The organism is Vibrio sp. D431a, from assembly GCF_030248655.1.
Taxonomy (GTDB): Bacteria; Pseudomonadota; Gammaproteobacteria; order Enterobacterales; family Vibrionaceae; genus Vibrio; species Vibrio alginolyticus.
Genome location: NZ_JAHGAP010000051.1, coordinates 1 through 21,581, shown reverse-complemented (window position 1 = coordinate 21,581; position 21,581 = coordinate 1). Strand labels below are relative to the sequence as shown.

Here is a 21,581-nt window from a genome sequence, read left to right as displayed (position 1 = left end):
CTTAGCAACTATGGGCGAGCTACAAAACCTACTGCTTCGTATGCTTTCTTAAGCGTTTCAGCCGCTCGTGCCGAGGCTTTTTCAGCGCCTTGCTGCATTACCTCGTCCATGTAAGCACGATCAGCGCGAATACGGTGATATTCTGCTTGAATTGGCTCAAGCATTGCTACAACTGCCTCACCAACATCTTTCTTAAATGGGCCATACATTTCTACGCCTTGGTACTTCGCTTCAATCTCTTCGAAGCTCATGCCTGTCGCCGCGGAGTACAGACCCATTAGGTTAGCAATGCCCGCCTTGTTCTCGATATCATGACGGATACTTGGTGGCGTTTCGGTATCGGTTTGCGCTTTGTTGATCTTCTTAAGGATCGACTTAGGCTCTTCCAGCAGCGTGATAACGTTCTTACGGTTGTCATCAGATTTAGACATCTTCTTCGTTGCGTCTTGAAGGCTCATTACACGCGCATTTACTGTCGGAATGTAAGGCTCTGGAACTTGGAAGATTGGCTGCTCTGGCGAGTAAATATTGTTGAAACGCGTTGCGATATCGCGCGCTAATTCTAGATGTTGCTTCTGGTCACTGCCTACAGGTACTTGGTGTGCACCGTAAAGCAAAATGTCAGCCGCCATCAACACCGGGTAGTCAAATAGACCGACGTTTACGTCATTCGCGTAACGTGCCGATTTGTCTTTAAACTGAGTCATACGGCTCAGCTCACCCATTTGAGTGTAGCAGTTAAGAAGCCAACCTAATTGAGCATGCTCTGGTACATGTGACTGAACAAATAGCGTGCTCTTCTTCGGGTCAACACCAACTGCCAGACAAATTGCCAGTGCGTCTAGAGTTGCTTCATGCAGCGCTTTAGGGTCCTGACGAACCGTAACCGCGTGAAGGTCTACCACACAATATTGGCAATCATAATCGTCTTGCATCTGCTGCCATTGACGTAGAGCACCCAAGTAGTTACCGATACTTAGTTCACCTGAAGGTTGAACACCACTCAATACAATGGGTTTGCTCATTAGAATGATTCCTTTGACTTCTTAATCTAATTAAATGAAAAAAACCGTGCAGTAATAGGTGCACGGTTTACTCAGTGTACTCATTAACGAGTATTTTGGAAGCTCTTTTGTAGCCGTTATGCAGAAACCGCTACAACGTCCAATAATTCTGCCAAACTGTCAGCGACGAAATCTGGATTTGATGCTGAAATAGGTTCACCGTGGTTGTAACCATATGTCAGACCAAATGAGGCACAGCCTGCATTCTTTGCTGCGAGAATGTCGTTTTTCGAGTCGCCAACCATCAGCATTTCACTTGGTTGGATTTGGTGCTTTTCCATCAACCAGTTCAATGCTACTGGGTTTGGTTTTTTCTCTGGGAATGCATCACCGCCAAGGACATCAACGAAGTATTTTGCGATGTCGTGCTTTTCCAAAACGTCAGGCACAAACTTTGAAGGTTTGTTAGTCACCAACGCCATAACAAAGCCCGCTTTGTGCAGCTCTGCTAGTGTCTCTTTTACCGTTGGGTAAAGATGACTTAGCTTGTGACCGCTTTGCTCGTAGTAATCATCAAACAATACACGCGCTTTAGCACGAAGCTCTTCACTCAGCTCCGGGTTGATGGTCAGGCTTTGGCTTAATGAGCGACCAATAAGCACGTCTGCACCGTTACCCACGTAATCACGAACTTGTTCTTCTGAAACCGATGGAAAGCCAAGCGCCTGTACTGCTTGGTCTGCCGCGACAGCTAGATCTGGCACGCTATCAAGCAAAGTACCATCTAGATCGAAGGCGATGAATTTAATGTCTTGTTGAGTCATAACTTCCCTGAGGATTTTTATTTATAAATCGGTGAAAACGACAAAGGATGGCACCCCATCCTTTGTTTTTATCATTATGTCTGATTCTACAGTAACTGTTTGTTTCGTCGTTACTTTGCAGCAATACGCTGACGAACTGCCTCAAACAAACAGATGCCGGATGCTACAGATACGTTCAAGCTTGAAACGCTACCAGCCATTGGGATCTTAATCAAATCGTCGCAGGTTTCACGAGTCAGACGACGCATACCGTCACCTTCTGCCCCCATTACGATAGCAAGGGGTCCAGTCAGTTTGGCTTGGTAGATGTCGTGCGTTGCTTCACCCGCAGTACCAACAAACCAGATGCCTTTCTCTTGCAATGTACGCATAGTACGAGCCAAGTTCGTTACTCGGATCAATGGTACGACTTCAGCTGCACCACAAGCGACTTTACTTACCGTCGCATTCATTGGCGCAGAACGATCTTTCGGTACGATGATCGCCGCAGCACCTGCCGCATCTGCGTTACGTAAACACGCACCAAGATTGTGTGGATCGGTCACTCCGTCTAACACTAATAGCAGTGGTGATTCGTGCTGCGCCAGGATGTCATCTATATCGTTCTCATTCAGCTGCTTCGCTGGTTTCACACGAGCGATGATGCCTTGGTGATTTGCACCGCGCGCTTTGTCATCCAAAGTTTTACGTGTCATCTGCTGAATAGAAACACCACAAACCTGAAGATCATTTAGGATTGGCATTAGGCGATCATCTTGACGACCTTTTAAAACGTACGCCTCGATAAAACGCTCTGGTTCGCGCTCCAATACCGCCTTCACTGCGTGAATGCCGTAGATAAATTCGTTACTCATTGTTTAACCTGTTGTTCTGGTCGTATTGCCTGCGCCAACCAAGTTTGAACTAAGTTGGCGCTTCAACCTACTACTGCGCTTCTTTTTTAGTGCGCTTGGTTTTCTTCGGCTTACTGTGCGGCTTCTTTTTACGTGCTTTTTTCACTTTAGGCTTCTCGTTGCCTTCGGCGTCACCACGTTTTGGGCCATTACGCTTACTCGTTGCGCCCGTTTCTTCTGGGCGTTTAGTTGGCTCTATCGCAGGAACTGCACGAGCCGCGCCACCTTCCTTCGATGAAGAGCGAGTCGCAGCGCGTTTTTTATCTTTCGCTTTGCGCTTTGCTTCCGCTGCGCGTTTCTTCGCAGTCTTACCTTCGCCGCGTAGCTTACGACTTGTTTCGACCAATTCAAAGTCAATTTGCTTATCATCGAGGTTAACAGCCAGTACTTTTACTTTTACTGCATCACCTAAGCGGTAGATGTTACCGAAACTTTCACCAATAAGTCGTTGACCAATCGGGTCAAATTGATAGTAGTCGTTCGCAAGGGTAGAAATATGCACCAAACCATCGATGTGCAAATCCGTTAAACGTACAAAGAAGCCAAAGCTAGTGACATTAGCAATAACACCGTCTAGTTCGTCACCGACGTGGTCTTGCATATATTCACACTTCAGCCAATCCGCAACATCACGTGTTGCATCATCAGCACGGCGCTCTGTCATCGAACATTGTTCGCCGTAAAAATCCATGTCGTCAAACGAGTAATGATAGCCACCTGTTGGTGTCCAGCGATCTTGATTACGACCTTCTTCTTTAGCAATCAGATACTTGATTGCACGGTGAAGTAACAAGTCAGGGTAACGACGAATTGGCGACGTAAAGTGCGCATAGCGTTTCAATGCCAACCCAAAGTGCCCCGCGTTATCTGCGTTGTATACCGCTTGCTTCATTGAGCGTAGCAGCATGGTCTGAATCAACTCTTGATCTTGACGCCCGGAGATTTGACGTGCGAGATCAGCATAGTCCGTTGGTGAAGGCTCTAAACCACCTTTTAGCTCAAGACCAAGTTCACTTAAGAAGTCACGGAAACCTTGCAGGCGTAATTCACCTGGAGATTCGTGGATACGATAAAGCGCGGGCTCTTTCGCTTTTTCTACCAGCGATGCCGAAGCAATGTTGGCTAAAATCATACATTCTTCGATGATCTTATGCGCGTCATTACGAATTACTGGCTCAATGCTTTCGATTTTACGTTCCGCATTGAAAATAAATTTGGTTTCAACGGTTTCAAATTCGATTGCACCGCGTTGATCTCGTGCTTCTTTCAGCACTTTGTACATCTTGTGCAACTCTTCTAGATGAGAAACAAGCGGCTGGTAGCGCTCACGTAGTTCTTCATCCCCTTCTAGAATCGCGCTCACTTTGCTATATGTGAGACGAGCGTGCGAGTTCATCACCGCCTCGTAATGCTTGTAACCAGACAGCTTACCTGTATCGGAAATGGTCATTTCGCACACCATACACAAGCGATCTACTTGCGGGTTAAGCGAACATAGACCGTTCGACAGTACTTCTGGCAACATTGGCACAACTTGCGAAGGGAAATATACTGAGTTACCACGATTGATCGCTTCTTTGTCCAACGCAGAGTCAGGACGAACGTAGTAACTGACGTCAGCAATCGCTACCCATAAACGCCAACCACCTTCTTTGTTCTTTTCACAGTAAACGGCATCATCAAAGTCTCGTGCGTCTTCGCCGTCAATGGTCACTAGTGGCAAATCACGTAGATCCACACGACCAACTTTCGCTTCTTCTGGTACTTCTTCGCCTAAGTTTTCGATTTGTTTATCGACGGCTTCTGGCCATTCGTGAGGGATTTGGTGTGTACGAATCGCAATTTGTGTTTCCATACCTGGTGCCATGTTTTCACCAAGGACTTCAACCACTTTACCCATCATGCCGCGTGAGCGTGAGCCACGATCAGTAATTTCAATTACGACTACGTTACCCATGCGTGCACCCGCTTTGTACTCATTTGGGATCAGGATATCTTGGCTGATACGCGAGTCATCTGGGACAACATAGGAGTATCCATATTCAAGGAAGAAACGACCAACGATTTGATCATTGCGCTCCTCTAGCACACGCACCAAACGTCCTTCACGGCGGCCGCGCTTGCTGTTGTCTGTCGGTTGCACTAAGACAAAATCACCGTGGATGATGTTCTTCATCTGATGGTGCGGTAACAGAATATCATCATCCTTGCCGACGCTGCCTTCTGGACGTACCCAACCATGGCCATCACGATGACCAATCACGTAACCTTTCACCATTTCAAGTTTTTCAGGCAATGCATAGCACTGACGGCGGGTAAACACCAGTTGGCCATCTCGCTCCATCGCACGTAGCCGACGACGCAACCCTTCGTATTGCTCTTCGCCCTCAAGCTTTAGTGCCTCAAACAAGTCGTTACGATTCATTGGAACGCCCGCTTGCTCTAGAAACTCGATGATAAACTCTCGGCTTGGAATTGGATTTTCGTAATTTTTGGATTCACGATCTGCAAAAGGATCGTTTGGAATATTGTCTGACATAGGCACGCCTATCTAGCAAGGAAGGTATATGGCTAGTATATCTGAGTCTCTCGATAAGCTACAGAATTGCTTTGAAAAAAGAATGATCGAGATCGACTCTAGGCATGCAAATGAGTTAAGGACGAGCCAGCAAGATCAAAAGTTCAGAATTGTCACTGAGCAAGGATTCAATCGTGCAGTTATCCAACTCCGCCAGAAAGGCACTTTTTGCTTTCGCCAATTTATCTTTGAGGCGGCAAGCAGGGGTAATATGGCAAAAATCCACACCACAGTTGACTAAATCTAACGGCTCTAAATCGCGCACAACACCACCAACTGTGATTTCAGACGCTGGCTTCATCAGCCGGATACCACCGTTTTTTCCGCGCACGGTATGGACATAACCCAACTGCCCTAACCGATTGATAACTTTAACCATATGGTTGCGTGACACACCAAATAAATCCGTCACTTCGGTAATGCTGGTTAACTCATCTTCCGGCAACGAAGCCAAGAAAATTAAGGTTCTCAACGCATAATCAGTGAAACTAGTTAACTGCATATTCTCTCCCAAAGTGCGACTCAATAACCCGCTGGTGATGCTAAAACCCCAAACTTGAGCTATCGATAAAAGTGTAAATCTTTTCTTGATCGAAAGATACATTTGAGATACAACTTTAAACATGCATTATAAATACAACTTAAAGTAGGAAGCCCTTATGCTCAGCAATCAAACTATCGAGATCGTCAAAGCGACCGCACCACTCATCGCCGAAACAGGACCAAAACTGACCGCGCACTTTTACGAGCGTATGTTTACTCATAACCCTGAGTTGAAAGATATTTTTAACATGAGTAACCAGCGTAACGGCGATCAGCGTGAAGCATTATTCAACGCTATCTGTGCCTATGCTGCCAATATTGAAAATTTGCCAGCTCTGCTTGGCGCAGTAGAGAAAATTGCGCATAAGCACACGAGCTTTTTGATCACAGAAGATCAGTACCAAATCGTTGGTAAGCATTTACTTGCGACAATCGATGAGCTTTTTAATCCAGGTCAAGAGGTGTTGGATGCTTGGGCTGAGGCTTACGGCGTACTTGCGAATGTATTTATTCAGCGCGAAGAACAAATTTACCAACAAAATGAAGCTTTGGAAGGCGGCTGGCGCGGTCTACGCGAATTTGAATTAGTCGATAAAAAGATTGAGAGCGAACACATTTGCAGCTTTGTATTCAAGCCAACCGATGGTCAAAAAGTGGCGCCGTATAAACCGGGACAATACCTTGGCATCTACATCAACAGTGACCAGTTAGAAAACCAAGAAATTCGCCAATATAGTCTGTCTTCTGCGGTCCAAGAGAACACTTACCGTATCTCGGTAAAACGTGAAGAAGGCGGAAAAGTGTCGAACTACCTGCACGATAGCCTGAACATTGGCGAAAAAGTGCAGCTTGCGGCCCCTGCCGGTGACTTCTTTATGGATGCCGAACCACAAACACCCGTTGTTCTAATATCTGCTGGTGTGGGACTTACTCCAACGCTGTCAATGCTAGAAAGTCTCTCAGCACATCAAGCACCTGTAACCTGGGTTCATGCAACCGAAAATGGCCAACAGCATGCTTTCAAGCAACACGTAAACCAACTCGTTGCAGAAAAAGAAAATATGAACGCGCTCATTTGGTATAACCAACCAACGGCAGAAGACAAACTAGGTGAAGACTTCCACTTCACGGGCTTTGTCAATCTGTATGAAATTGAAGCTGCATTAAAGCAAGATAACGTGCAGGTGTACTTCTGTGGCCCTGTAGGATTTATGCAGCACATAGCGAAACAGCTATTAGAACTTGGCGTACCAGAAGAGCAATTCCATTACGAATGCTTCGGTCCACACAAAGTGGTTTAAGCGCTATCAGCTATCGGGAAAACAACAAAGCCCACGTGACGTGGGCTTTGTTGTATGAAGTTGTTTGCAATATTGAAGCGTTACCAAAAGGTGTCTCGCCGTTTAGCTCGAGCAATAACGTTTTGTGGCATGCGCTGTTCAAGGCCGTTTCTCAATACAGTTATGCGCTTATGCTGCCGCTTATCTGCTGTGACAGAGTTATATAACCAACGATACGCATCTTCGTAATCGAGTGGACTGCCATAATCACGTAAAAGCAACTCGGCCAGATGAATACGCGCGTTTAGGTTTCCCATTGACGCAGCTTCTCGCAAATATGGAATTGCACGTTCTTTATCTTGCTGTACTAAAGTGCCACGCGAATAGTATCGGCCAATCTGCTCTAGTGCAGCTGGTAACCCCTGATGCGCTGCATTTTCGATGTAGTAAAGACCCAGTTCGACATCTTGCTCGACACACACCCCCCAAGCCAACATATCTCCGTACAGAAATTCATAAGCGGGTAAGTTAATTCGAGTCGCACGAGCTACGATATCCTCCACCAGCTGGCAGTTATCAGCGCGCACACGTTGTAAGTGCTTATTTTGCTCAATAAGCTTTATCAGCTCTGCTTCGGTATAGATCGGAACTGGTGCCCCCACATCAGCAACATTGGCTTTCACTGTGGTAGCAACCAAGGTCAACAACAGTGAAGCAGCCACTGTTCGTAACTTCATAAACGTACCCTTAAGGTATCTAAGAAACCAAAGATCGGTGAAGGATCTCCTCTGCTTGATAACCTTATCGGCAAAAAACAGCTAAGCTTTAGACAATTTTTGCCTCTGATTTAGGCTAAGAGGCAAAAGCTTGCCATATGAGAGTCACGCTGTTTTTGTTCAGATACAAAAAAGCCGACCATAAGGTCGGCTTTTGCAATCTTTAACGGCTATCAATTAAGCTTCGAATGGGTGAACTTTGATGATAGTTTCGTTACGGTCAGGACCTGTAGAGATGATGTCTACTGGAACGCCAGTTAGCTCTTCAATACGCTTGATGTAGTCAAGAGCTGCTTGTGGTAGAGCATCTAGTGACTTAGCACCAAATGTATTCTCAGACCAACCAGGCATTGTTTCGTAGATTGGCGTTGCTTTTTCGAATGCTTCAGCAGCCATCGGAGAAACTTCTAGCACAGAGCCATCTTCCATCTTGTAACCAGTACAGATTTTTAGCTCTTCTAGACCATCTAGTACGTCTAGTTTAGTTAGACAGAAACCAGATACAGAGTTGATTTGGATTGCACGACGCATAGCAACAGCATCGAACCAACCTGTACGACGTAGACGACCAGTTGTCGCACCGAACTCGTGGCCAACTTCACCTAAGTGCTTACCAATTGGATCTTGCTTATCTAAACCGTCGTATAGTTCAGTCGGGAATGGACCAGCACCAACGCGAGTACAGTACGCTTTTGCGATACCCAAGATGTAACCGATGTGACGAGGACCAAAACCAGAACCTGCAGCAACACCACCAGCAGTCGTGTTAGAAGACGTTACGTACGGGTAAGTACCGTGGTCGATATCAAGTAGTGTACCTTGTGCACCTTCGAACATGATCTTGTCGCCGCGCTTACGTGCTGCGTCTAGTTCGTCAGTTACGTCGATAACCATTGACGTTAGTAGTTCAGCGTAGCCTTTCGCTTGCTCAAGTACTTCTTCGTAGCTTACTGGTTCCGCTTTGTAGAAGTTAACTAGTTGGAAGTTATGGAACTCCATGACTTCTTTTAGCTTCTCTGCGAAAGTCGCCATATCGAATAGGTCGCCAACGCGTAGACCGCGACGAGCAACTTTATCTTCGTATGCTGGACCGATACCACGACCAGTAGTACCGATAGCTTTTTTACCGCGAGCGATTTCGCGAGCTTGGTCCATTGCAACGTGGTAAGGAAGAATTAGCGGACATGCTTCAGAAATGAAAAGACGCTCGCGTACTGGAATACCGCGCTCTTCAAGAGGCTTCATTTCTTTAAGTAGAGCTTCAGGTGATAGTACAACACCGTTACCGATAACACATTTTACGTTATCGCGAAGGATACCTGATGGAATTAAGTGAAGAACGGTTTTTTCACCGTCAATTACGAGAGTGTGACCTGCGTTGTGACCGCCTTGGTAGCGTACCACGTATTTTGCATCTTCAGTTAAAAGGTCTACGATTTTACCTTTACCTTCGTCACCCCATTGGGTGCCTAGAACGACTACGTTATTTCCCATCTTTCCAAGTCTGATTGCTAGTTAAAAATGGATTCTAGCACCGAATCTCACTTCTTGCAGTCATTTTTTGTTCACAGAGTCGCTACCAGAATGTCATCTTGCCGCTTTGTTCATTTTGAAATCAGCATATCACTGATAGTATTTAGCTTTCTCTATTCGACTGGAAAGCGCTATGTCTGAATCCATATGGTTGGCGATTGGGCTCGTCTTGATCGTGGAAGGCATTGGGCCACTGATTGCTCCTAACGGTTGGCGGAATATGGTGGCTCAATTAAGTGAACAACCCAACAATCAGCTACGACGCATCGGTGGCTGCCTAGTAGTTGCTGGAGCCGTCATCGCCATCATGATGAGCTAACACTTAGCATCAGATACAAAAAAGGCTCCCTAAGGAGCCTTTTATTTCAATGAGACGCGGAGATTATTTCTCCATGCTGCCCTTCGACTGGTTCATGTATTGGAAGAACTCACTCTTCGGATCAAGCACCAGAATATCGCTCTTAGAGCTGAAGGACTTCTCATACGCACGTAGCGAGCGTAGGAAGCTAAAGAACTCAGGGTCTTTGTTGTACGCTTCAGCATAAATCTTCGCAGCTTCAGCATCCGCTTCACCTCGTGTCACACGCGCAGTTTTATCAGCTTCAGCTAGAATAGTTGCTACTTCTAGTTCTGCTTGAGCACGAATAACTTCCGCCTTTTCACGACCTTGAGAACGGTGCTTACGAGCAACGGACTCACGCTCCGCACGCATACGACGGTAGATAGACTCACTGATTTCATCAGGCAGGTTGATTTTCTTCATTCGGAAATCAACGACACGAACACCCAAGTCTTTCATTGCGCTTTCACGCGTGTCTTTCAATACTTCAGACATGATTAGGTCGCGTTCACCATCAATCTCAAGCGCCTCACGAGCCGCTTCAGTTGCGACAACATCGGCACTTGCGTCTTCTGGTAGCACATCATCGTTACGTGGACCAGATACGATCTGTTTGATTTCACGAGCACCGATTTCAGAACGAAGCACGTCCGTCACTTTACGCTCAAGTAGTGCCTCTGCCGTTAGCGAGTTACCACCGCCAGTCGCGAGGTAGTAGCGACCAAAATCTTCAATACGCCACTTCACGTAGGTATCAATGATAACGTCTTTTTTCTCAGACGTTACGAAACGGTCTGCACGGCCATCCATTGTTTGGATACGTGCATCAAGTTGTTTCACACGGTCAAACAAAGGCATCTTGAAATGCAGACCAGGCTCGTAAATTCGAGTGATGTCGTTGTTGTCTTTCAAGACACGACCAAATCGAACCACGATACCGCGCTCACCTTCAGGAATCACAAACAAAGACATCAACATTAATGCCAGTGCGATTACCAGTACAGGGATCATTAACTTACGCATTCTTAGTATCTCCCTTGACGTGAACCTGTTGAACGAGACTGCGTGTTCGAAGTGTCTTCTTGTGTACGATCTGACTCAAGTTGAATTTGATCATAGGTTGAAGATGACTTCGATTTACGTTTGGTATCTGCTTTGCCCTCTTGTCCCGCCAACTTATCGATTGGAAGGTAAAGAAGATTGCCGCTTGATTCCGAGTCAATCAACACTTTCGAAGTGCTTGAGTACACCTCTTCCATTGCGTCGATGTACAGACGATCACGCGTTACACCAGGCGCTGCTTGGTATTCTGGTAGTAGTTTTTCGAACTGTGCTACCTGACCAAGAGCCTCGTTAGTGACACGCTCATTGTAACCTTGTGCTTCTTTCTTCAAACGCTCTGCACGACCCGTTGCCTTAGGCAAGATTTCGTTCTTGTATGCTTCAGCTTCACGAATGAAACGCTCTTCATCCTCACGTGCTGCGATTGCATCATCAAACGCATCTTTCACTTGCTCTGGTGGACGAGCAGACTGGAAGTTCACATCAACAAGTACCAGACCCATATCATAGCTATCAATGATTTGGTTCAGTGTTTCTTGCGTAGTTTGACGAATTTGCTGACGACCACTGGTTAGAATGCTATCCATCAATGAGTCACCAATTACTGCACGTAGTGCAGAATCCGTTGCTTGACGCAAGCTGTCGTCTGCATTGGTTACACGGTACAAGTATTTGTATGGGTCAGTCACTCGGTACTGAACATCCATCGCAACTGTTACAACGTTTTCATCTTTGGTCAGCATTAGACCAGATGCACGTAGTGAACGAATCGCTTGTACGTTTACCGCTTCGTACTCATCAATAAAGCGAGGACGCCAGTTAAGACCTGGGTCTACGATACGATCGTATTTACCTAAACGCAGTACAACACCACGCTCTGCTTCACCGATGGTGTAAAAACCAGCGAAAAACCAAACCGCAACAGCAATCAGAGCAATCACGCCAAAGCCAATTGCACTACCACCACCGCCGCCGATTGGAGAACCACCGCCGCCTTTTTTACCAAACTTGCCGCCCAGCTTTTGACTCAGTTTGTTGAACACTTCATCTAAATCTGGCGGACCTTGATCTCGGCCACCAGGACGCTGGCCACCACGATTATTATTACCCCAAGGGTCATTATCGCGGCCATTGTTGCCGTTGTTATTTCCAGGCTCATTCCACGCCATTAGAAAGCTCCATCATTTGATATGACGTTATACTGTAGCAGTCCTTTAAGTGACTATAAAGCCAGTCAAAACTGCCCCTTCTCTTTTTTCAAGTCTAGACCAATCTACTTGCTGCATTCGAATATCGATCAACAAGTTACCATCCTGGTCATATTCCTCACGTTGAATACACTTCATTTGGAAGAAGGTACTACGGAATCGTCCTTGATACTGTGGAGGAATTCGCAACTGATGCTCGACCATTTGTGACGCCAGACGTTCCGTCAGAGCCTCAAACAGGACATCAATGCCCAACCCATCCATTGCTGAAACCCAAACTGCGCGAGGTACGCCTTCCTCGTCTCGTTCTATACGTGGTTTCTGCGAATCTAGATTGTCGATTTTGTTCATGACAACCAGAGTCGGCACTTCATGCGCGTCGATCTCTTCTAGTACTTCATGAACAGCTTGAATATTCTCACGAAAACGCTCATCACTGGCATCAACAACATGTAACAAAATGTCAGCTTCTTGCGTTTCCTGCAAGGTTGCCTTGAAGGCCGCAACCAAGTCGTGTGGCAAATGTCGAATAAAACCAACCGTGTCTGCCAAGATGGCAGGACCAACATCTGCTAACTCTATCTTACGTAAAGTCGGGTCCAAAGTAGCAAATAATTGATCAGCCGCGTACACGCCAGCTTCTGTAATACGGTTGAAGAGTGTCGACTTACCCGCGTTGGTGTAACCCACAAGTGAAACCGTTGGGATTTCAGCTCGATTTCGGGCGCGGCGCCCTTGTTCACGCTGCTTCGCTACTTTGTCTAAGCGTCGCAGGATGGCTTTGATTCTGTCACGCAATAAGCGACGGTCGGTTTCCAGCTGGGTTTCACCCGGGCCACGTAAACCGATACCACCTTTCTGCCTTTCAAGGTGTGTCCAACCACGAATCAAACGAGTAGAGATATGACGAAGTTGAGCCAGCTCTACCTGTAGCTTACCTTCGTGTGTTCGAGCTCGTTGAGCAAAGATATCGAGAATAAGACCAGTGCGGTCGAGAACTCGACATTGGCACAGTGCTTCGAGGTTACGTTCTTGGGCAGGAGAGAGGGCGTGATTAAAAATCACAATTTCGGCACCAGTTGATTGTACCGCTGTAGCAATCTCTTGGGCCTTACCCTCTCCGACATAGTATTTCGGGTGTGGGGATTGACGACTACCAGTTACCACTTGTAGCGCCTCTACCCCAGCAGAAGAAACCAGCATTTCGAACTCAGCCAGATCTTCCCATTCACCTTCTTGCGTGAAGTTGATATGAACAAGTACGGCTCGCTCACCGGATTCATAACGGTCAAACAAGCAATCAACTCCTTATTTTAAAAATACTCGATGAAGAATTAATCTTCAGATTTCTCTTGTGGACGCTCACCTTGTGGACGTTCACCGCTGTGATGGCTCACTGGACGAGCCGGCACAACTGTTGAGATCGCGTGCTTGTACACCATTTGGTTAACAGTATTCTTCAGCAGGATCACAAATTGATCGAATGATTCGATCTGACCTTGTAGTTTAATACCATTCACAAGGTAGATAGATACCGGGATACGCTCACGACGTAGCGCGTTTAGAAATGGGTCTTGTAGAGATTGCCCCTTAGCCATTTTTATTTTCCTTATTTAATTTGTAGTTGTAATTATTTAGCTAGTGGTGCAATGCAAAAGATACGGCTTTTGCATCTGAGCTAAACGAATCAAAAATGCACTCTAAGTAATTAGCAGCATAGTATAAAAACCGCCAACAACAGATCCTTTGAGAGTGCGTTCACGCAAAAACGATCACATTATACACAGCTATGTCAATCAGATGCTATTGCTTCCGACATCGTTTCTAATGCCTGTTCAATGTTCTCGCTATCCAACCAAGTTAAATCATCCCAGCTGCGTAACCAGGTGATTTGACGCTTGGCCAATTGACGAGTCGCGCATACGCCACGAAATACCGCTTCGTCACGTGTACACTCCCCATCTAAATACTCCCACATCTGTCGGTAACCGACGCATCGTATGGAAGGAAGATCGGGGTGAAGATCTTTTCGCGAATGTAACGCTTTCATTTCTTCTTCAAAGCCCGCTTCCATCATCTTCTCGAAACGGAGTTCAATCCGACGGTGAAGTTCTGCCCTATCCTTGGGAGCTATTGCAAACTGCTTGACTCGGTATGGTAGGCTTTCACCTTTCGTTTGAGTCAATTCAGTCAAAGTTTTACCTGAAATGCGAAAAACTTCCAATGCCCGAGATAAACGTTGGGGATCATTGGGATGGATTCTCGCGGCTGACACAGGATCAACCTCTTTTAGTTCATCGTGCAACACTGACCAACCTTTAGTCAATGCCTCTTGTTCAATTTGCTGACGAATTTCAGGATTTGCAGCAGGAAGTGGTGATAAACCTTCAAGTAACGCCTTGTAATACAGCATTGTTCCACCCACAAGAAGTGGAATTTTTCCTTCTGCAACAATATCATCCATCGCTTTCAATGCATCTCGACGAAAGTCGGCGACAGAGTAAGATTCACTTGGATCCAAAATATCTATCAAGCGATGAGGCGCCAAACTTAACTCTTTTTCATCCGGTTTCGCCGTACCGATATCCATCCCTTTGTAGATCAAAGCAGAATCAACACTGATGATCTCAATCGGAAATTTTTGACGAAGACGAATCGCCAGCTCAGTTTTGCCTGATGCAGTTGGCCCCATTAAAAATAGCGCCAAAGGTAGTTTATCTGTCATGGTTTTAATTTGGCTATCGTGGCAGAGAAATCAACAGCGGATACGAATTTTGTATCTTCTAATGGCAATTGACCATGTCTTAGCTGTTCAAGTTCCGCAATAATTTGAATGGCTTCAGAAAAAGTATAGTGACTCTTCATTGTCGTGACCTGTAATGCGAGCCAATCTATCAACTCAGACAGCATCTGAGCCGCTGCTATACCTTCGTTCACACAAGATTGCGCGTAAGATAACAGATCTGGTACTAAATTTTGTAAGTTTTGTTGACGCAGCGGAGCTGGGACGCCCATCACCATTAAGGCGTGCTCGTTTCTCGCTTTCAATTGAATACCAAGCAATGCCAAATCTTGTTGATAATCTTGGGCCAGTCTCACTAATTTGGGCTCTAACTTAATAGATAGAGGAACAAGCAGAGGTTGTGCCTTGAGTGCACCATCGCTTGGAGTGAGCTGGCCTTTTACACGATAAAATTCTGCTCTAGGTAACGAGACTAACGCCGCCCCACTGTCACTGCTCATCAAAACAAATTGTTCATCGACCACCATCAGCGCTTTGCCTAATGCAGTAATCGATGGCATTGATGTGTGCGAAGTTATCGTTTGGGGCGCTATTGGAGTGACTGCCTGAGCCTCAAACTCTGGCGTTTTCAGCAGCTCGTGATAAGCGCGTACTTCTTGTTTAGTTGGCGCTGGTTCTACGTGGCGCTCTTTACTGTGACTTGGCTTTGGTGCAGGTTTGGATTCCACCCAATCATTACGTTTGAATGACTCCACTACGCGCGCCTCTCGCACGGAGGTCTCACTAGGACCGCTATTACGAGGCTTCACTTCATAATCACTGCGTCTAGGATAAGCCGGTGTACTCTCTATCGCTTGATAAACCCGCTCTGGCACCGGTGAAGATGCTGGCTCTTGTACTTTTTCAGGCTCTGGCGAATGCTCAATCTCTTCGGATTCAGTCGGTTCCACGCGATGAAATGCCGATTCATTCACCTGTGGTTTATCAATCACAGCGCTTTGTGAAAGTGCATCCGTCAAAGCTTGATAGATGAAATCATGCACCAAACGAGCTTGGTGGAAACGCACTTCATGCTTAGCAGGGTGAACATTCACATCTACTTGGTGCGGATCTAGCTCAATAAAGAGCACATACGCAGCAAACTGATCTGGCTTTAAGCTCATTTCATAGCTTTGACGAATCGCGTGATTGATTAATTTGTCACGCATCATTCGGCCATTCACATAGCAATATTGTAAATCGCTTTGCTGCCTTGCTCCCTCTGGTGTGGTAATCCACCCATGTAACTTTAACCCTTGATGCTCAAGCTCGATTCTGAGCATATGCCGCACAAACGCATTACCGCAGACAGCAGCAATACGCTTTTCGGTTTGAAGCTGATTTTTCGCCGCGCGATATTGACGGATGATCTTGCCGTTATGACGCACATTGATGGTGACATCAAAGCGGCTTAACGCAATGCGTTTCAATAACTCATCAATATGAGCAAATTCGGTTTTCTCCGTACGAAGAAACTTGCGACGCGCTGGAGTATTAAAAAATAAGTCCAACACCTCAACGGTAGTGCCAATCGGGTGCGCTGCTGGCTTAAGCTTCACCTGCATATCACGCCCTTCGGAGTAGGCACTCCAGGCTTCTTCTTGTGCCGCAGGACGCGACGTGAGCGTCAAACGCGAGACTGAGCTAATACTGGCTAACGCTTCACCGCGAAAACCTAGACTCATAATGGCTTCGAGATCATCTAAGGTATGTATCTTAGATGTCGCATGACGACTGAGCGCTAAGCCGAGTTCATCTTTCGCGATACCTTTTCCGTTATCACGAACACGAATCAGCTTTGCGCCTCCTTTCTCGATATCGATATCGATTCGAGTTGCGCCAGAATCAAGACTATTTTCAACCAGCTCTTTAATCACAGAAGCAGGTCTTTCGACCACTTCCCCTGCGGCGATTTGGTTTGCAAGTCTGGCTGGCAAAATTTTAATCGTCATAATGAGTTAGGAGCTCACCTACTTGTTTGGAATGATCAGGACTTGCCCAACCGCTAGCTGATCAGAGCGTAAGTTATTCGCTTTACGAATGCTCGATACGCTAACGCCGTATTTGGACGCTATTTTGCCAAGGAACTCACCCCGAGAAACCTTGTGCTTACGAATCGGTTTATCTTTTACCGCGACCGTTATCTTCAACTTTTGCCCTACCCACAAGGTATCTGACTTCAAGTTATTCTCTCGGCGGATATCTGAAACCTTCACTTTATAGTGATTCGCAATCTTACCTAAGAACTCACCAGACTTAACCTTGTGCGTAATGGTTTCTGTCTCAACAGTAATCGGTTTACTTGGCACTTTAATCGTACCAGCAGAAGGAATGTTGAGCTTCTGACCAATTGCCAAGCCTGTCGACTTCAAGTTGTTTGCCGACATCAGCGCTTTAGAGCTAAGCCCATATTTGTTCGCGATCACCGATAATGACTCGCCACGCTTTACAATATGTACCATTGGCTTCGCTGAAGGCGAGAACACCGTACCCTCTGGTGGGTTATCTTTTAAGTACTTGACGACCGCCTTAGTGATAGCCTGAGCTAACTTATCTTGGTGCGCTCGTTGAAACAGTAAACGCTCTTCTGTTGGGTTAGAAATAAAGCCCGTTTCCACTAGCACAGACGGAATCTGTGGAGAGCGTAAAACCGCAAGGCTGGTGTTGATCGGTTTGGTGTTATGCAGGTGCGCAACACGTCCCATCTCACCTAGGATTTCTGTTGCCAGTTTATAGCCTTCTTTTTGTGAATGACTAAACTGCAAGTCCAACAAAGTTTGGTTCACGTTACGATCTTTTGTCTTCGTGAAGAACGCATTACCCGAGCCGCCCAATAACTCAGACTGTTTCTCATGGTTCTCGACCCAACGAGCAATTTCGGTATTTGCACGACGAGTATTTAGTACGAAGACCGATCCACCGCGAGGCTTCGGTGAAGTAAACGCATCTGCGTGAATGGAAATCAGCAAGTGCGCATCATTTTCACGAGCAATCGCGACACGACGGTTTAAGTTTACAAAATAATCTCCCGTACGAGTCATGCGCGTTTTAATACCAGGAGTCGCATCGAGCTGAGCAGCAATTTTTCTTGAGATACTCAATACCGCATCTTTCTCGTACTTACGACGTGAAGGGCCAATAGAGCCAGGGTCTTCCCCACCGTGACCAGGGTCGATAACAATTAACACTTCTTGAGCTCGTTGAACTGAACTCATGTCTTTGCTGGCCGCCGCTGGCTTACTCGGTTTAGAGGTCGATGCCTTCTTACCGTGCGGTAAATCAATCACCAAGCGGTGACCATACTGCCCACCTGGTGTTGGGCTTAATTTAAATAATTCCGCTTGAACGCTCTTTTTTAGTTCAAACACCAAACGATAAGTGCCCTTCTCTGGAGGCGAGCTTTTTCGTACCAGTTTTAAAACAGGGCTATCCGTAACAGTAACAGGCAGTTTGGCCTGCATCGTCGTGCTTTTTAAATCCACGACAAGGCGATCCGGCCCTGATAAAGAGAAATAGGAATAGTCAGCTTCCGAGCCTAAATCGATGACAACACGTGTTTCATCAGGTGAAGGCCAAACTCGAAAACTCTTAACGACGTTAGCAAATGCTAAATTGGGGATGAGAAGGAGAAAAGTGGCGACAAACGTCGCCACTACTCTAAAATTTGAAAAACTCAACATAGCTCCAATCGACTGAGTAACTGCACACCATAATCATTATTAGCTGTTAGTTCGGCTACACGTTGCTCACCTTGGTAGCGAATGTTTACATCAAGATCCGGTTGTGGCAGTAAGCCATGCCCTTTTTCAGGCCATTCAACCAAGCAAATCGCATCGTCTGTGAAATAGTCTCGAATACCCATAAACTCAAGCTCTTCAGGATCCGCAAGACGATAAAGGTCGAAGTGATATACTTGCCACTGATCCAACTGGTACGGTTCGACTAGAGTATAAGTTGGACTTTTCACGTTACCTTGATGACCAAGAGCACGGACAAAACCACGACTAAAGGTTGTTTTACCTGCACCCAAATCACCATGCAGATAAATTGTGGTTTGCTGGGAACAAAGCTGAGCCAAAGCGGTGCCTAGTGCAACCGTTTCATGCTCATCTTTTAAATTGAATTGTTTCGTGCTCATTGATGCTTCTCTAACTAATGATCGTTGACTATATAAAAATCAAAAGAACAGGAATAGTAAACCGTGTTGGTTTTGAGAGACAAGCTTTCAAATGTCATATGTGCGAAAAAAGTATCCAATAAACGGTATCTTAATCATCTTAGTATCGACCTAGATTTAGAATATATGCAAATGACGTCAATAAGCAGTATTCACAACATCAAAAACGTACCTAACTGGGTAGCACCAAAGCCAGAGATCCGTTAAGATCCGCCCCCCTTTATTCCGGTGGTTAACATGAACTACGAACAACTCGCACAACAAATCAAAGTTTGGGGAAAAGAACTCGGCTTCCAAAAAGTTGGGATCTGCGACGTTGATCTGAGTGAACATGAAGCAGCACTACAAAAATGGCTTGATGCAGGCTATCACGGCTCAATGGATTGGATGGCTCGTCACGGTATGATGCGTGCTAGACCCCATGAGCTACTCCCGGGAACCGTTCGTGTTATCAGCGTCCGGATGGACTATCTGCCACCAGAGGCTCAATTCGCTTCGAACCTCGCGAATAAAAGTCATGCCTATATTAGCCGCTACGCACTAGGGCGCGATTATCACAAGCTCGTCAGAAAGCAGCTAAATAAGCTCGGCAAACTTATTGAACAAGAGGTTGGTCAATATGGTTACCGACCTTTCGTTGATTCCGCACCAATATTAGAGCGACCTCTCGCCCAAAAAGCGGGCTTAGGTTGGACCGGGAAACATTCCCTGATTTTAGATCAAGACTGTGGATCGTGGTTCTTTTTAGGTGAACTACTTATCGACTTACCACTACCCGTTGATGAGCCAAGCGTTGATCAGTGCGGTAAATGCAAAGCATGCATTACATCATGCCCAACACAAGCCATCGTTGAAGACAAAGTTGTCGATGCCAGGCGTTGTATCTCTTATCTCACCATCGAGTTCGGTGGCGTGATTCCTGAAGAGTTTCGAAAGCCAATGGGTAACCGCATTTATGGTTGTGACGACTGTCAATTGGTTTGCCCATGGAACCGCTACGCCGACATAACGGAGCAAGATGATTTCCACCGTCGTGACAGTTTCAAAAACCCTGACCTCGTCGACATGTTTAACTGGGATGAAGCGACTTTTCTAAAAAATATGGAAGGCTCCGCTATCCGTCGTATTGGTCATATACAGTGGCTACGTAACATCGCTGTCGCACTTGGTAATGCAGAATATAGTCAGCGAATCATAGATGCGCTGGAAAGTCGGCAAGGTGAAAATAAATTACTTGATGAGCACATTAAATGGGCTTTGACAGAGCAACTGAATCAACTCCCCACTGAGAGTAATTCATCTATAGAGACGAAAAAGCAACGCTTAATAAGGATAGTCGAGAAGGGACTGCCGAGAGACGCATAGAGCGTAGTCTATATGCAAGAGATTGAAAGTACTTTTGCATGTTCAATTCATGACCTTGTTCTCAATTTTGTAATGTGGAAAAAAATTTGAGATTCAAGAAAAACAAGCTAGCAGAAAAAAGTTAAACACAGCTCGGAGAAATGACTAGGATCAAAAAAATACCAGTTAATGATCGTATTTTAACGTACTCGATCCGACAAAAAACTTATTTTTTCTTTATATAACAAAGATTTAATTGATATTTCTTTGTTGTTTCCACTTCACTTTAGAGAAAAGATCTTTCTTCCCCATCATAAAAAGTCAAGCTAAAAACACTTTATCAACCAACTTATCCACAGAACGACGTATGTGGATAACTCTGTTAATTAAAGTAGATAAAACACGCGAAGCCTCATCATACTTGTACGTCAGCCGATTCATATCGTGTTTTAAACACAAACGAAATCGTCCGACATCATATGATGCGGATAAAAGTTTAGCTTTTGGGGATTCATGCTTCGCAGCATTATGAAAAGAGCGATGTGATTGGTTGCGAGAAGCAGGCGTTGAATCAAGCGGCGCATCCGTAGACGACTTAACAATTGTATACTAAATAAGTACTCAATCTATCGTCTTGTATTTGGTTGCGGGGGCCGGATTTGAACCGACGACCTTCGGGTTATGAGCCCGACGAGCTACCAAGCTGCTCCACCCCGCGTCCGAGTGCTTCATCTTCGTTGATGATGAAGGCTTTGCTTTCATTTATAAAAAGAAACTGGAGCGACACACGAGGTTCGAACTCGTGACCTCAACCTTGGCAAGGTTGCGCTCTACCAACTGAGCTAGTGTCGCCTTGTGTCACCGTTAAGCACGATAAAGGCTATATATTGGAGCGACACACGAGGTTCGAACTCGTGACCTCAACCTTGGCAAGGTTGCGCTCTACCAACTGAGCTAGTGTCGCATTTTGTCACCGTTGAGCACGATGAGGGCTATATATTGGAGCGACACACGAGGTTCGAACTCGTGACCTCAACCTTGGCAAGGTTGCGCTCTACCAACTGAGCTAGTGTCGCATATTAACAGCAGTCGCTATTAATGGAATTTGGTTGCGGGGGCCGGATTTGAACCGACGACCTTCGGGTTATGAGCCCGACGAGCTACCAAGCTGCTCCACCCCGCGTCCGTATTGTGTCACCGTTGAGTACCGTGAGAACTATATAACTGGAGCGACACA

Annotated in this window: 18 protein-coding genes and 5 tRNA genes; 3 read left to right on the top strand and 20 right to left on the bottom strand. The window is 45.9% G+C overall.

Going from position 1 to position 21,581, the window contains the following annotated elements; all coding sequences use genetic code 11:
- Positions 1–8: 8 nt before the first annotated feature.
- The 5 genes from trpS to nsrR all read right to left on the bottom strand — a co-directional run bounded on the left by trpS (position 9) and on the right by nsrR (position 5,801).
- The gene (gene trpS, locus KJB35_RS26475) at positions 9–1,025 is read right to left on the bottom strand and encodes a tryptophan--tRNA ligase (protein WP_213908164.1); all 1,017 of its coding nucleotides are present in this window, start codon (positions 1,023–1,025) and stop codon (positions 9–11) included.
- 116 nt (positions 1,026–1,141) lie between these two features.
- Positions 1,142–1,828, bottom strand: coding sequence for a phosphoglycolate phosphatase (locus KJB35_RS26470; RefSeq protein ID WP_005382834.1), 687 nt, complete (start codon positions 1,826–1,828; stop codon positions 1,142–1,144).
- 110 nt (positions 1,829–1,938) lie between these two features.
- Positions 1,939–2,682: a 23S rRNA (guanosine(2251)-2'-O)-methyltransferase RlmB gene (gene rlmB / locus KJB35_RS26465; protein WP_005381395.1), complete on the bottom strand. Its 744-nt coding sequence runs from the start codon at positions 2,680–2,682 to the stop codon at positions 1,939–1,941.
- Between the two features lie 70 nt (positions 2,683–2,752).
- The gene (gene rnr / locus KJB35_RS26460) at positions 2,753–5,260 is read right to left on the bottom strand and encodes a ribonuclease R (protein WP_258488485.1); all 2,508 of its coding nucleotides are present in this window, start codon (positions 5,258–5,260) and stop codon (positions 2,753–2,755) included.
- Between the two features lie 115 nt (positions 5,261–5,375).
- Positions 5,376–5,801 carry a nitric oxide-sensing transcriptional repressor NsrR gene (nsrR, locus tag KJB35_RS26455; RefSeq protein WP_017633731.1) on the bottom strand — a complete coding sequence of 142 codons (426 nt, stop codon included), beginning with the start codon at positions 5,799–5,801 and terminating at the stop codon, positions 5,376–5,378.
- A 157-nt stretch (positions 5,802–5,958) separates the two neighbouring features.
- Between nsrR and hmpA the strand changes: the two genes are divergently transcribed.
- Positions 5,959–7,143 carry an NO-inducible flavohemoprotein gene (gene hmpA / locus KJB35_RS26450; protein WP_047103962.1) on the top strand — a complete coding sequence of 395 codons (1,185 nt, stop codon included), beginning with the start codon at positions 5,959–5,961 and terminating at the stop codon, positions 7,141–7,143.
- An 80-nt stretch (positions 7,144–7,223) separates the two neighbouring features.
- Here hmpA and KJB35_RS26445 read toward each other — a convergent pair whose 3' ends face one another.
- Together KJB35_RS26445 and KJB35_RS26440 are read right to left on the bottom strand one after the other, a co-directional pair.
- Entirely contained in the window at positions 7,224–7,859 is a 636-nt protein-coding gene (locus tag KJB35_RS26445; protein ID WP_005381388.1) for a tetratricopeptide repeat protein, read from the bottom strand.
- 216 nt (positions 7,860–8,075) lie between these two features.
- On the bottom strand, positions 8,076–9,392 hold the full coding sequence (locus tag KJB35_RS26440; protein ID WP_005381385.1) for an adenylosuccinate synthase: 1,317 nt from the start codon (positions 9,390–9,392) through the stop codon (positions 8,076–8,078).
- Between the two features lie 172 nt (positions 9,393–9,564).
- On the opposite strand from KJB35_RS26440, the gene KJB35_RS26435 reads away from it, so the two are divergent.
- Positions 9,565–9,750, top strand: a complete 186-nt coding sequence (locus KJB35_RS26435; RefSeq protein ID WP_005381383.1) for a DUF2065 domain-containing protein — start codon at positions 9,565–9,567, stop codon at positions 9,748–9,750.
- Between the two features lie 63 nt (positions 9,751–9,813).
- Here the strand turns inward: KJB35_RS26435 and hflC are convergent, their stop codons facing one another.
- The 8 genes from hflC to tsaE form a co-directional block, all read right to left on the bottom strand.
- Positions 9,814–10,794 carry a protease modulator HflC gene (gene hflC / locus KJB35_RS26430; RefSeq protein ID WP_005381382.1) on the bottom strand — a complete coding sequence of 327 codons (981 nt, stop codon included), beginning with the start codon at positions 10,792–10,794 and terminating at the stop codon, positions 9,814–9,816.
- Positions 10,795–10,796: 2 nt separating this feature from the next.
- The gene (hflK, locus tag KJB35_RS26425) at positions 10,797–12,002 is read right to left on the bottom strand and encodes an FtsH protease activity modulator HflK (RefSeq protein WP_017633728.1); all 1,206 of its coding nucleotides are present in this window, start codon (positions 12,000–12,002) and stop codon (positions 10,797–10,799) included.
- 45 nt (positions 12,003–12,047) lie between these two features.
- A complete protein-coding gene (gene hflX / locus KJB35_RS26420) occupies positions 12,048–13,337 on the bottom strand; it encodes a ribosome rescue GTPase HflX (protein ID WP_005381380.1) in 1,290 nt (429 codons plus the stop codon).
- 38 nt (positions 13,338–13,375) lie between these two features.
- The gene (hfq, locus tag KJB35_RS26415) at positions 13,376–13,639 is read right to left on the bottom strand and encodes an RNA chaperone Hfq (protein ID WP_005381379.1); all 264 of its coding nucleotides are present in this window, start codon (positions 13,637–13,639) and stop codon (positions 13,376–13,378) included.
- A gap of 194 nt (positions 13,640–13,833) precedes the next feature.
- Complete coding sequence (miaA, locus tag KJB35_RS26410; RefSeq protein ID WP_005381378.1) at positions 13,834–14,766, bottom strand: tRNA (adenosine(37)-N6)-dimethylallyltransferase MiaA; 933 nt, start codon at positions 14,764–14,766, stop codon at positions 13,834–13,836.
- On the bottom strand, positions 14,763–16,775 hold the full coding sequence (mutL, locus tag KJB35_RS26405; protein ID WP_213908166.1) for a DNA mismatch repair endonuclease MutL: 2,013 nt from the start codon (positions 16,773–16,775) through the stop codon (positions 14,763–14,765). The genes miaA and mutL overlap by 4 nt, the downstream gene beginning before the upstream one ends.
- Before the next feature lie 18 nt (positions 16,776–16,793).
- Entirely contained in the window at positions 16,794–18,503 is a 1,710-nt protein-coding gene (locus KJB35_RS26400; protein ID WP_005381374.1) for an N-acetylmuramoyl-L-alanine amidase, read from the bottom strand.
- Positions 18,497–18,961 (bottom strand): tRNA (adenosine(37)-N6)-threonylcarbamoyltransferase complex ATPase subunit type 1 TsaE, encoded by a 465-nt coding sequence (gene tsaE / locus KJB35_RS26395; RefSeq protein ID WP_005381372.1) that lies wholly within the window; start codon positions 18,959–18,961, stop codon positions 18,497–18,499. Before tsaE ends, KJB35_RS26400 begins: the two co-directional genes overlap by 7 nt.
- A 276-nt stretch (positions 18,962–19,237) precedes the next feature.
- On the opposite strand from tsaE, the gene queG reads away from it, so the two are divergent.
- Positions 19,238–20,365 (top strand): tRNA epoxyqueuosine(34) reductase QueG, encoded by a 1,128-nt coding sequence (queG, locus tag KJB35_RS26390; protein WP_065274931.1) that lies wholly within the window; start codon positions 19,238–19,240, stop codon positions 20,363–20,365.
- 620 nt (positions 20,366–20,985) lie between these two features.
- Here the strand turns inward: queG and KJB35_RS26385 are convergent.
- From KJB35_RS26385 to KJB35_RS26365, 5 genes are all read right to left on the bottom strand, one after another.
- Positions 20,986–21,062 (bottom strand) — tRNA-Met (locus tag KJB35_RS26385).
- Positions 21,063–21,120: 58 nt separating this feature from the next.
- A tRNA-Gly gene (locus KJB35_RS26380) sits at positions 21,121–21,196 on the bottom strand.
- Positions 21,197–21,232: 36 nt separating this feature from the next.
- A tRNA-Gly gene (locus KJB35_RS26375) sits at positions 21,233–21,308 on the bottom strand.
- A gap of 36 nt (positions 21,309–21,344) precedes the next feature.
- Positions 21,345–21,420, bottom strand: a tRNA-Gly gene (locus KJB35_RS26370).
- Between the two features lie 30 nt (positions 21,421–21,450).
- Positions 21,451–21,527, bottom strand: a tRNA-Met gene (locus KJB35_RS26365).
- Positions 21,528–21,581 lie beyond the last annotated feature (54 nt).